This is a genomic window from Accumulibacter sp., assembly GCF_036625275.1.
In the GTDB taxonomy this organism is placed as follows: Bacteria; Pseudomonadota; Gammaproteobacteria; order Burkholderiales; family Rhodocyclaceae; genus Accumulibacter.
The window spans coordinates 1-11,252 of record NZ_JAZKUD010000108.1 but is presented as its reverse complement, the minus strand read 5'-3'; the positions used below and the strand labels follow the sequence as shown (position 1 = coordinate 11,252).

Annotated in this window: 11 protein-coding genes and 3 pseudogenes; 13 read left to right on the top strand and 1 reads right to left on the bottom strand. The window is 63.1% G+C overall.

Translation table 11 applies throughout. The features are described 5' to 3' along the window. The first annotated feature begins 402 nt into the window (after positions 1–402). The 13 genes and pseudogenes from V5B39_RS19835 to gloA all read left to right on the top strand — a co-directional run bounded on the left by V5B39_RS19835 (position 403) and on the right by gloA (position 10,761). Entirely contained in the window at positions 403–918 is a 516-nt protein-coding gene (locus V5B39_RS19835; RefSeq protein WP_332344570.1) for an IS66 family transposase, read from the top strand. Next, positions 888–1,343, top strand: coding sequence for an IS66 family transposase (locus V5B39_RS19830; protein WP_332344569.1), 456 nt, complete (start codon positions 888–890; stop codon positions 1,341–1,343). The genes V5B39_RS19835 and V5B39_RS19830 overlap by 31 nt, the downstream gene beginning before the upstream one ends. Positions 1,344–1,370: 27 nt before the next feature. Then, complete coding sequence (locus tag V5B39_RS19825) at positions 1,371–1,526, top strand: hypothetical protein (protein WP_332344568.1); 156 nt, start codon at positions 1,371–1,373, stop codon at positions 1,524–1,526. A 99-nt stretch (positions 1,527–1,625) separates the two neighbouring features. Then, on the top strand, positions 1,626–1,793 hold the full coding sequence (locus tag V5B39_RS19820; RefSeq protein WP_332344567.1) for a hypothetical protein: 168 nt from the start codon (positions 1,626–1,628) through the stop codon (positions 1,791–1,793). Then, positions 1,783–2,510, top strand: a pseudogene (locus tag V5B39_RS19815) (M48 family metallopeptidase). The gene V5B39_RS19820 and the pseudogene V5B39_RS19815 overlap by 11 nt, the downstream one beginning before the upstream one ends. 405 nt (positions 2,511–2,915) lie before the next feature. Beyond that, positions 2,916–3,758 carry an HlyC/CorC family transporter gene (locus V5B39_RS19810; protein WP_332344566.1) on the top strand — a complete coding sequence of 281 codons (843 nt, stop codon included), beginning with the start codon at positions 2,916–2,918 and terminating at the stop codon, positions 3,756–3,758. A 43-nt stretch (positions 3,759–3,801) separates the two neighbouring features. After that, entirely contained in the window at positions 3,802–5,316 is a 1,515-nt protein-coding gene (gene lnt / locus V5B39_RS19805) for an apolipoprotein N-acyltransferase (protein WP_332344565.1), read from the top strand. A gap of 33 nt (positions 5,317–5,349) precedes the next feature. Then, positions 5,350–6,255 (top strand): glycine--tRNA ligase subunit alpha, encoded by a 906-nt coding sequence (gene glyQ / locus V5B39_RS19800; protein ID WP_332344564.1) that lies wholly within the window; start codon positions 5,350–5,352, stop codon positions 6,253–6,255. Between the two features lies 1 nt (position 6,256). Continuing rightward, positions 6,257–8,329: a glycine--tRNA ligase subunit beta gene (gene glyS / locus V5B39_RS19795; protein WP_332344563.1), complete on the top strand. Its 2,073-nt coding sequence runs from the start codon at positions 6,257–6,259 to the stop codon at positions 8,327–8,329. Then, positions 8,302–8,862, top strand: a pseudogene (gene gmhB, locus V5B39_RS19790) (D-glycero-beta-D-manno-heptose 1,7-bisphosphate 7-phosphatase); the annotation flags it as partial. The gene glyS and the pseudogene gmhB, both read left to right, overlap by 28 nt. Then, complete coding sequence (locus V5B39_RS19785; RefSeq protein ID WP_332344562.1) at positions 8,862–9,614, top strand: lysophospholipid acyltransferase family protein; 753 nt, start codon at positions 8,862–8,864, stop codon at positions 9,612–9,614. The pseudogene gmhB and the gene V5B39_RS19785, both read left to right, overlap by 1 nt. Beyond that, the gene (locus V5B39_RS19780; protein WP_332344561.1) at positions 9,595–10,359 is read left to right on the top strand and encodes a M48 family metallopeptidase; all 765 of its coding nucleotides are present in this window, start codon (positions 9,595–9,597) and stop codon (positions 10,357–10,359) included. The genes V5B39_RS19785 and V5B39_RS19780 overlap by 20 nt, the downstream gene beginning before the upstream one ends. A gap of 9 nt (positions 10,360–10,368) precedes the next feature. After that, complete coding sequence (gene gloA, locus V5B39_RS19775; RefSeq protein ID WP_332344560.1) at positions 10,369–10,761, top strand: lactoylglutathione lyase; 393 nt, start codon at positions 10,369–10,371, stop codon at positions 10,759–10,761. A 7-nt stretch (positions 10,762–10,768) separates the two neighbouring features. On the opposite strand, the pseudogene V5B39_RS19770 reads toward gloA, so the two are convergent. Then, positions 10,769–11,252, bottom strand: a pseudogene (locus tag V5B39_RS19770) (alpha-amylase family glycosyl hydrolase); the annotation flags it as partial.

Genomic DNA, 11,252 nt, shown 5'->3' with positions numbered 1-11,252 from the left:
TGGCCTGTCTTGGGTCCCGCACCCCAACCCAGACGTCCACCAACCGAACCGAGTTCTCTGCCTTCATGGAAAACCCCAAAAAGACAGAAAACTACACAAATCCAAGGGCTGTGAACAGCCCCTTCGTCACTCCTTGAGGGTATACGATTATTTTAGAGGGGCAACGACTATGGCATTCATGCGCCCTGCAGCGGAGCTTCTGGAAGAATCTTGTGTGTGCTACAACGGCTACCATGAGGTGGATGTGGAGTTCGGCGACCCCACTCATCCCGTTCTGCGGACGGTTTCGACCTTGCACCGCCTGTTCGAAGGCGAGTGTCGCAGCTGTGGTCACGTCACCCGCTACGAGCCCTACCGGGCAGCCCCTGCGCAGGGTGACTGGGCCGGTGTGGAGATCACCGAGTGGCGCTTGATCGGTCCCGGTCTGGCATCGCTGCTCGTCTGGCTGCGCTTCCGGTTGAATCTGTCGGTGCGCCGCTGCCGAGAATTCTCCTGGGAACGGCTTGGCCTATCCTATCGCTCTCCGATGGTGCGATCTTGCCAGCAAGCCACGAAGCGGCCCATGCCTGCGAACCGATCCCACAACAGATTCAGGAGGAGATCCTGCAAGCCGAGTGGCTGCATGCGGACGAGACCTCGCACCCCCAGGGTACGGAGTTCCTCTGGCTGTGGGTCGTGGCCAGCGCTACCGCGGCACTGTTCTTCATCGGGCATCGCACCAAGGCGTTGCTGCGCGGGCGCATCGCCGCCGAGTTCGCGGGCTGGCTCATGACCGACGGCTACCAGGCCTACCGCGAATACCAACATCGCCTGCGCTGCTGGGCACACCTGATCCGCAAGCCCGCGCCTTGGCCGAGAGCTTCACTCCCCCTGTTCAGAGTGACGGAGTGGCCCTGCTTGAGACCTTCGACTTCCTGATCGACCCGGTCTACCAAGCACGGGAATGGCCACCCCAGGATCTCCGTGAGATCCTCGCCGACGACCTCACCCGGCTGAAGGCGCTATGCGAGAAGATGGCTCATTCTCCAATCGAGAAGGCGGCTCAACTCGGGCGCGAGTTCCTCAATGACTGGGACGCGATCTTCCAGGTGCTAGCGCATCCCGAACTGCCGCTGACCAACCACTTTGCCGAACGTCTGCTGCGTCACGGGGTCATCCTGCGCCGGATCACCTATGGCCCCCGCACCCAACAAGGCAACCTGGCTCTCGCGACATTCGCCAGCATCATCGAGACCTGCCGATTGCGCAAAGCCTCACCCCTGCGCTACCTGCATCAGGTTCTCGCCGCAACACGCAAAGGACTCGAGGCGCCCGCCCTGCCGCCTATCTCAGCTGTCGCTTAAGGGGGAGATGAACGGTTACACGACAAGATGTCGAAGTTGCTTGATGCCCTGATCGAACAGCGGCGCAAGGGCGTCGAGGACTACCAGGAATATCTGGAGAAAATCGCCGTCCTGACCAAGCAGATCATGCAGTCGGGCGGTACATCGGGCGGCTATCCGGTCAGCGTCAAGACGGCGGCATAGCGAGCGCTCTACAGCAATCTGGGCCATGACGAAGGGCTGGCGCTGGCGGTGGATGCGGCGATTCAGTCGGCGCGCATGGATGGCTGGCGGGACAACACCATGAAAACCAGGCGGGTGCGGATCGCCATCAGGGAAACCTTGGCAAACGCAGCAGCCCAGCCCATCTCGGTCAATACCGCCAATCAGGACACGGCGCAGGGCGACTATCCGCTGGAGGTTCTGACCGACCAGATTCTCGACCTGGCGAGGCACCAGAATGACTACTGAGGTTCGCCACCTCACGGTCAGCGGCATCAGGGTGGAAGTGGTGCGCAAGGACATCAAGAACCTGCATCTGGGCGTCTATCCCCCGCATGGCCGGGTACGAGTGGCGGCCCCTTGGGTCATCAGTGACGAAGCCGTGCGGCTGGCGGTGATCGACAAGCTCGGCTGGATCAGACGGCAGCAGGCCAAGTTCGCCGAACAGCCCCGGCAGTCACCGCGCGAGATGGTTAATGGCGAGAGCCACTACTTCCTGGGGCAGCGCTACCGCCTGCGCGTGCATGAGCAGGATGCCCCGGCGCGGGTAGCGATCCGCGGTGTCGCCAGCCTCGACCTGTTCGTGCGGCCCGGCGCCAGTGCCGAGCAACGGGAAGCCGTACGCTGCGCTGGCATCGCGAGCAGCTCAAGGCGTTGATCCCGCCCCTGCTGGAGAAATGGCAAGCGATCCTTGGTGTGCAGGTCGCCGATTGGGGCGTCAGGAAGATGAAGACCCAGTGGGGAAGCTGCAACCCCGCCTCCCGTCGTGTCTGGTTGAATCTTGAGCTGGCCAAGAAGCCGGTGCAGTGTCTGGAATACATCGTCGTGCATGAACTGGTGCACCTGCTGGAGCGGCATCACGACGAGCGGTTTGCTGGGCTTCTGGATACGCACCTGCCGCAGTGGCGGCAATATCGGAAGATGTTGAATCAAGCCCCGCTGGGACATGAGGAATGGGAGTACTGAAGAGGCCCGCGACAATTTCTCGGGAAGCCGCGCATTGCGCGGTAGCGGATGGCTGCTCCAGGGCACTATCCGTCAACCGACGAATGCCTCTTGTGGGTCAGTGGCAGACCTTCCAGAAAGCGGCCGACGTTCATCGAGCGCTGGTTCGACATTGACGCTGCTCGATGAAGGCTCATATACTCTCGTCGGTGCCGTTGGATTTCTTATCCTTGGCCCTTCTGCGTCTGCAAGCCTGGGAGCGGGGGATGGCGAAAAACCCAGGCTGCCAAAAGCGAGCCCATCAACGGAGCCAACCGGCCGCCCCGCATGGCTGGATCAGCGGATCGCAATCGGGAGTGAAGCGTCAGCGGCGCCGCTTTGCAGGCCAGGCGTCGCGGTTAACGCCGCATTCCTCACAAGGCAGATATGGATAGCAGCAGTCCCAGACCCGGTTTCCTGGAACGTCTTTCCTCATTTCTCGTGCGCGAACCGGAAGATCGCGAACAACTCATGCAGTTGCTGCACTCGGCGCACCAGCGCAAGCTCCTTGACGCCGACGCCCTGAGCATCACCGAAGGCGCCATTGCCGCTTCGGAAATGTGCGTGCGCGAAGTCATGGTGCCACGCCCGCTGATGGAGGTGGTCGACATCGGCGATTCGCTGGCGGAGGTCGTCAACCAGGTCAACACCACTGCCCACTCGCGTTTTCCGGTCATCAACGGCAGTCGCGACAATGTGGTCGGCATCCTGCTGGCGAAGGATCTGCTGCGTGTGCAGAGCGAGGGCGATTTCAGGCTGCGCGACTGGGTGCGTCCGGCGGTATTCATCCCCGAATTCAAGCGTCTCGACATCTTGTTGCGGGAGTTTCGCGTATCGCGCAATCACATGGCGATCGTCATCGACGAATATGCCGGGATTGCCGGCCTGGTCACCATCGAGGATGTCCTCGAACAGATCGTCGGCGAAATCGAAGATGAATACGATTTCGACGAGACCGACGACCACATTCAACTCGACCCGAATGGTTTCTATCGCGTCAAGGCACATACGGCGGTGGCCGACTTCGACGCCGCTTTCGGCACCCGCTTCAGCGACAGCAAATGCCAGACGGTCGGCGGACTGATCCTGCTTCACCTCGGCCGGGTACCGCAGTTCAATGAAACGATCGTCGTCAACGGCATCCGCTTCCAGGTCTTGCGCGCCGACAGCCGCCGCATCTACACCTTGGTGGTCTCGCCATCGCCAGAGGCGGGCGATCCTGCTGAATAAAGCCTGGCGTTGGCGCAGCTTTGGCGCCGCCTGCCTGGGAGCCGTGGGGGTCGCCGGCTTTGCGCCGCTCGGCTGGTTTCCGGTCAACTGGCTGAGCCTCGGCGGCCTGTTTGCTCTGCTGTGTATCGAGATTGACGGCGGCAGCGGCGATCGGCGCGCCCGGTACGGCGCGCTGATCGCCGCCGCCTATGCCCTCGGCCTGTTTCTGACCGGCGTTTCGTGGGTCTATGTCAGCCTGAGCGTTTTTGGCGGCATGCCGGCAGCCGTGGCGGGGCTCGCGACAGTGCTCTTCTGCCTTGTCCTGACGATCTTCCCGGCACTGGCCGGGGCGCTGTTCGTTCGCTTTGCCGTTACCGGCTGGTGGCAGCGCAGCCTGCTCTTCGCCAGCCTGTGGATGCTTGCCGAATGTCTGCGTGCCTGGGCTTTTACCGGATTCCCATGGCTCGCCGCCGGCTATTCGCAAACGCCACCAAGTCCGCTCGCCGGCTATGCCGCGCTGCTCGGCGTCCATGGCGTCTCGTTTTTTTCAGCGCTGCTCGGGACACTGATCTTCGAGGTCGGCAGGCGCTGCTTATCCGAGCCCTGCAGCACGCACGGCTGGCTGCACCGCTTTCCGGCGCTGCCGCTGCTCGCTGGCGCAGCCATTCTCGTCACCGGCGACCGATTGCGTGACCTCCGCTGGACAGAGGTGACGGGCGAGCCGCTGTCGGTGGCCTTGCTGCAGGGAAACGTGGCGCAGGAAATGAAATGGCGACCCGAGCGGTTCTTTGATTCGCTGCGCACCTATTACCGGCTGGCACAGGAGAACCCGGCGCAACTCACGGTGCTGCCCGAAACCGCCCTGCCGGCTTTCCTCGACCAGGTTCCTGTCGAGTATCTCGACGCGCTGCAAAAACTGGCACTGCGCCAGCACGGCGACCTGCTGCTGGGAATCGCTGTCGCCGACGGCCAGCAGTATTTCAATGCGGCGCTGAGCCTTGGCGCGTCCGGCCGGCAGCACTACAGCAAGGTTCATCTGGTGCCTTTCGGCGAGTTCGTACCGCCCGGTTTTGCCTGGTTCATGGCCATGGCCAACATCCCGATGTCCAACTTCACCGCTGGCTCGCCGGGGCAGCCGCCGCTGCGCCTGGCCGGCCAGCGCGTCGGGGTGAACATCTGCTACGAGGACGTCTTTGGCGAGGAGATCATCGCTGCGCTGCCGGCCGCAACGCTGCTGATCAATCTCTCCAACGTCGCCTGGTTCGGTGATTCACTGGCGCCGGCGCAACACCTGCAGATCGCCCGCATGCGCGCCCTCGAGACCGGCCGCATGATGCTGCGCGCCACCAACACCGGCATGACGGCGATCGTCGACGTAGACGGTCGCGTGCTCTCGTCGCTGCCCCCCTTCACCCGCGGCGCGCTGGTCGGCGAAGTGCGCGGCCATACCGGTGCCACCCCCTATGTGCGCTGGGGTCACTGGCCAATGATCGTTGGCGCCTTGTTGCTGATCGCCCTCCTCGGCCTGCACCGGGCGATGCCGCGGAAGCAGGTTCTTGTCCAGCGAGAAACCAAGTAAAATCGCGCTTTCGCTTTTACCCGAAGTTCTCCCATGCCCACGTTTCAGGAAGTGATACTGCGTCTCCAGGATTTCTGGAACAAGCAGGGTTGCGCGCTGCTGCAGCCCTACGACATCGAAGTCGGTGCCGGAACCTTTCATACCGCCACCTTCCTGCGCGCGATTGGCCCCGAACCGTGGAATGCGGCTTATGTTCAGCCGTCGCGGCGGCCCAAGGACGGGCGCTACGGCGAGAATCCGAACCGCCTGCAGCATTACTACCAGTATCAGGTAGTGCTCAAGCCCTCGCCGGACGACATCCAGGACCTTTATCTCGACTCGCTGCGTGCGCTCGGAATCGATACCGCCCAACACGACGTCCGTTTCGTCGAAGATGACTGGGAAAGCCCGACCCTCGGCGCCTGGGGACTCGGTTGGGAAGTCTGGCTCGACGGCATGGAGGTGACGCAGTTCACTTATTTCCAGGAAGTCGGCTCGCTTCCCTGCAAACCGGTCCTCGGCGAGATCACTTACGGCATCGAGCGCCTGGCGATGTATCTGCAAGGGGTGGAAAACGTTTTCGACCTGGTCTGGGCAGAGGGGCCAGGCTATCGGGTGACCTACGGTGACGTCTATCACCAGAACGAGGTCGAACAGTCCAAGTACAACTTCGAGCATTCCAATGTCGAGATGTTGTTCCGTCATTTCGTCGAGCACGAATCCGAAGCCCGGCACCTGATCGCTGCCGGTCTGGCACTCCCAGGTTACGAAATGGTGATGAAGTGCTCGCACACCTTCAATCTGCTGGATGCGCGCGGCGCCATTTCGGTGACCGAACGTGCGGCCTACATCGGCCGTGTGCGCGCCCTGGCACGCGAAGTCGCCCAGGCTTACCATGATTCCCGTCAGGCCCTCGGCTTCCCGATGTGCAAGGCGGCCTCTGGCACCGGGGGGCAATGACATGAACGACACCATCCTGATCGAGCTGCGCAGCGAGGAACTGCCACCGAAATCACTCAAGTCGCTGTCCGAAGCCTTCGCCGAAGCCGTTTTTTCTGCGCTCAGGGCGCAGGAGTTCACGACCCCGGACAGCCACTGCACCGCCTACGCCACCCCGCGCCGCCTGGCGCTGACCATCACCGGAATCGCTGCCCGCCAGCCTGACCGCGTGCTGGAGAAGAAGGGCCCCGGCGTTGCCGGTGGGCTCGACGCCGCCGGCAAACCGACCAAGGCACTCGAAGGCTTCATGCGCGCGGCCGGCGTGAGTTTCGAACAACTCGCGACGACGACCGACGGCAAGGGCGAGTACTTTGTCGCCCGGCGCGAGAAAAAGGGCGAGGAACTCGCGCGGCATCTGGCCGACATCGTTACCCAGTCGCTCCGGAAACTGCCGATCCCGAAACTGATGCACTGGGGAGATTCCGAACACCAGTTCGTTCGCCCCGTGCATGGCCTGATCCTCCTGCACGGCCAGCACATCGTTGCCGGAGAAGTCCTCGGGCTGCAGAGCGGCCGGACGACGCAGGGCCATCGCTTCCTGTCGAGCGGCGAGATCGTCATCGACCATCCTGACGAGTATGTCGCCCAACTGGCTGCGGGCAAGGTCATCGTCGACTTCTCGAAACGGCGGGCAACCATCGCCGCACAGCTCGACGCCGCTGCCGGCAAGCTTGCTGCCCGCATCCATCCGGCCGACGGCCTGCTCGACGAGGTGACGTCGCTGGTCGAATGGCCGGTGGTTTATGTCGGCGAGTTCGAAGCCGAATACCTCGAAGTGCCGCAGGAATGCCTGATTCTGACCATGCAGCAGAACCAGAAATACTTCCCGCTGCTCGATGGCCAGGGCAGGCTGCTCAACAGGTTCCTGATCGTCTCCAACATGCAGGTCGCCGACCCGGTCCACATCATTCGCGGCAACGAACGCGTCGTGCGCCCTCGCCTCTCGGATGCCCGCTTCTTCTACGACCAGGACCGCAAGAATGGCTTTGCCACTCGCGTCACGTCTCTCGGCTCGGTGGTCTATCACCACAAGCTCGGCTCGCTCGGCGACCGTGCGCAGCGAATGGGGCGCATCGCCCGCAGCATTGCCGAAAGACTCGGTGCCGAAGCCCCCCTCGCCGAACGGGCGGCGCTGTTCGCCAAGATCGACCTGTTGACCGACATGGTGGGAGAGTTCCCGGAACTGCAGGGAATCATGGGCCGCTATTACCTGCTGCACGAAGGGGGCTTGCCGGTCGTTGCCGACGCCATCGAACAGCATTACCGGCCGCGCTTTGCCGGCGATGCCCTGCCTGTCGGCAACATTGCTTGTGCGGCCGCTTTGGCCGACAAGCTGGATTCGCTGGTCGGTTTCTTCGGTATCGGGCAGCTACCGACCGGCGACAAGGACCCCTTCGGTCTGCGGCGTGCCGCCCTCGGGGTACTGCGCATCCTGATGGAAACGCCGCTACCGCTCGACCTCGGTGAACTGATCAAGGACTCGCAGGCGGCGTTGGCCAGACAGGGCATCCAGCTCGCCACCGTCGACGAACCCTTGCTCGCCTTCATCCATGACCGTCTGCGTGGTCTCTTGAGGGAGGCCGGGCATGCACCCGACGTCATCGAAGCGGTGCTCGCACAAGGGCCGACGCGCATCGATCTGGTGCCCGCCAGACTGGCAGCGGTGCGCGAGTTCCTGCAGCTTCCCGAGTCGCTGGCGCTGGCGGCAGCCAACAAGCGCATCGGCAACATCCTGAAAAAAGCCGAGCAGAATCTGCCCGAGCCGGACATCGCGCTGCTCGAGGAAGCCGCCGAGAAAGCCCTGTTCGAGCGCGTGCTGTTGATCGCGCCACTGGTCAGGTCGCATGTCGCCAACGAGGACTATGCCGATGCGCTCAAGGTCCTCGCCTCGGTGCGCCGTGAGGTCGACCGCTTTTTCGACGAAGTGATGGTGAACGTGCACGAACCGCTGCTGCGCAACAACCGCCTGAGCCTGCTGAGAGCACTTTTCGACCTGCTCAATGCGGTCGCCGACATCTCGAAGCTGAGCGTATGAAGATCGTCATTCTCGACCGTGACGGCGTCATCAACTACGATTCGAAACAGTTCATCAAGTCGCCGGCAGAGTGGCGTCCCATTCCTGGCAGCATCGAAGCCATCGCCAAACTCAACCAGGCCGGCTATCGCGTGGTCGTGGCGACCAACCAATCCGGGATTGGCCGCGGACTGTTCGACATGGATACGCTCAATGCCATCCATGACAAGATGCACCGCGCCGTGCAGGCGGCCGGTGGACGCATCGACGCGATCTTCTATTGTCCGCACTCGATCGATGCCGATTGCCATTGCCGGAAACCGAAGACCGGCATGTTCGAACGTATTGCCCATTGCTTCAACGTCGATCTGGAAGGCGTACCGGCGATCGGCGATTCACTGCGCGACCTGCAGGCCGCCGTCGCGGTGGGGGCGAAACCGCTGCTGGTGATGACCGGCAAAGGAACACTGACGCATACCGAAGGGGGTCTTCCGGAAGGCACGCTGATCTTCCCGGATCTCGCCGCGGCAGCCAACCACCTTCTGATTTCATGATGGAAGCCTTGCGCACGGCGCTGTTCCTGTTGCTGGTCAGTCTATTGACGATTCCCTTTGGGGTGCTCGTTTCGCTGGCGGTATTTTTTCCGATGCCGGCGCGTTACCGCATCATCGCGATCTGGCGGAAGGGTTTCATGGCTCTCTGCCATTACGTGCTCGGCATCCGCTACCGTGTGCTCGGCCGCGAGAACATCCCGGCCGAACCTTCGGTGGTGCTCGCCAAACATCAGTCGGCCTGGGAAACGGTCGGGCTGCAGGAGGTCTTTCCACCGCTGGTCTTCGTGCTCAAGAAGGAACTGTTGCGGGTGCCCTTCTTTGGCTGGGGACTGGCCGCGATGAAGATGATCTCGATCGATCGGGCGGCGGCCAAGGATGCGCTCAAGCAGGTCTTTGATCAGGGGCGTGAACGCCTGGCGGCCGGCTACTGGGTGGTGATCTTCCCCGAAGGAACGCGCGTTGCCCCCGGCCAAACCGAACGTTACAAGCCTGGAGGCGCGCATCTGGCGGTGCGCAGCGCGGCCAAGGTCGTTCCGGTGGCGCACAACGCCGGCGAAATCTGGAAAAAGGGCCACTTCGCGATTTCCCCCGGTCTGATCACCATCAGTATCGGCCCGGCGATCGATCCCGCCGGCAAAACCGCGGTGAAGATCAACGCCCTGGCCTCGGCCTGGATCGAGGCCGAAATGCGGCGTCTCTCACCGCATCGCTATCGCGCTGCCGATGCTGCCGATGCCGTTGCCGCAGCCTGAGCCGCCGCAATCCGGCGAGCGGCCACTGGCGGCCGGCGAAACGTCGCGCAGCATCGCACTCGGCGACCGCCCGGTCAGCTATGTCCTGCGTCGGAGTAGGCGCCACACCATCGGACTGTCGATCGATCAGCAGGGTCTGCGTGTCGGCGCCCCCGAGCGCGTCTCGCTGCGTGAAATCGAGTCGCTAATCCGGCAGCATGGCGAATGGGTCGGCAGGAAACTCGACGAATGGCAGAACCGCCGCCCGCCGGAACGGCTGCAGATCGTCGATGGCGCGCAACTGCCGCTGCTCGGCCGCCCGCTCGGCATCCGCCTGGCGGTCGGCGCCAATCGCATCGTCTGGAACCTGCAGGGCGCCGAACAGGCACTGACGCTATGCCTGCGCTCGCCGACCGAGGCGCCGCGGCTGCTCGAAAAAGCCCTGCGCGAACGGGCACGGGCGCTGTTCAGCGAACGGATCGACCATTACCGGCCGCAGCTTGGCGTCGCACGGCCGCCGCTCTCGCTGTCGGCAGCGCGCACGCGCTGGGGCAGTTGCAGCCTGCGCAGCGGCATTCGCCTGAACTGGCGACTGATCCACCTGGCGCCGCCGCTGATCGACTACGTGGTGGTCCACGAACTCGCACACCTGTGCGAAATGAACCACAGCGAGCGCTTCTGGTCGATCGTCGCAACGCTGTACCCCGATTACCGAAACGCGCGCGCAGAACTCAAGCGCTGCGCGACGAATTGCCCACACTGGTGAGGAGATGAGATGAGGATTCTGCATACGATGTTGCGGGTTGGCGATCTCGATCGCTCGTTGGCCTTTTACACCGAAGTCCTCGGCATGCGCGAGTTGCGCCGCCAGGATTACCCTGGCGGTCGCTTCACGCTGGCTTTCGTCGGTTACGGTCTGGAATCGGAAGGCGCGGTCCTGGAACTGACGCACAACTGGGATACGCCCTCGTACGACATCGGCAATGGCTTCGGGCATGTCGCCATCGAGGTTCCCGACGCCTACGCCGCTTGTGAGCAGATCAGGAAGCATGGCGGCAAGGTGGTGCGCGAAGCTGGCCCGATGAAACACGGCACGACGGTGATCGCTTTCATCGAGGACCCCGATGGCTACAAGATCGAGCTGATCCAGAAGAAGACCCGTACCTGACCCGTACCTACGACAAGACGTCGCCTGGATCGGGCTGCGGATGATTGGCCAGTACCAGGACTTCGGAAGGCGGCAAACTGCGTATCTCGACAAAGGCCATGCCGTCACTGCTCCGCTTCACCACCAGGCTTGAACCGACCGGATGCGCTCCGGAATACGCCAGCGGGCAGCCGGCCTGCGCGGTGTTCAGCACCACTTGCAGCAGCGACCCGGACGGGCTGAGCGAAGCGTCTACCAGGACGTCGGCGCCACGCGCGTCGGTACCATGGCCGTTGACCACACACAGGAGTTCTTCGTCGTCGAGAATGCGCGACCAGGCGATTAGCTCACCCGGCCCGTAGACGTCGAATGCCCGTCCGAACAAGGAGATCGGGCGCAGGTACTGGCGACCGTGCCGCAGGCAAGGGTACTGCGCACGGATCGCATGGATCGCGGCAATGCGGGTAAAGGCCGGACTCTGCTCGTCGAAGCAGTGCTGGCCAGCGGTTCCG

Coding starts and splice junctions, on each gene's coding strand:
- glyS (WP_332344563.1), top strand. CDS start 6,257: ATGAACGACACCATCCTGATCGAGCTGCGCAGCGAGGAACTGCCACCG.
- V5B39_RS19785 (WP_332344562.1), top strand. CDS start 8,862: ATGGAAGCCTTGCGCACGGCGCTGTTCCTGTTGCTGGTCAGTCTATTG.
- V5B39_RS19820 (WP_332344567.1), top strand. CDS start 1,626: ATGAAAACCAGGCGGGTGCGGATCGCCATCAGGGAAACCTTGGCAAAC.
- V5B39_RS19825 (WP_332344568.1), top strand. CDS start 1,371: ATGTCGAAGTTGCTTGATGCCCTGATCGAACAGCGGCGCAAGGGCGTC.
- V5B39_RS19810 (WP_332344566.1), top strand. CDS start 2,916: ATGGATAGCAGCAGTCCCAGACCCGGTTTCCTGGAACGTCTTTCCTCA.
- gloA (WP_332344560.1), top strand. CDS start 10,369: ATGAGGATTCTGCATACGATGTTGCGGGTTGGCGATCTCGATCGCTCG.
- glyQ (WP_332344564.1), top strand. CDS start 5,350: ATGCCCACGTTTCAGGAAGTGATACTGCGTCTCCAGGATTTCTGGAAC.
- V5B39_RS19780 (WP_332344561.1), top strand. CDS start 9,595: ATGCCGTTGCCGCAGCCTGAGCCGCCGCAATCCGGCGAGCGGCCACTG.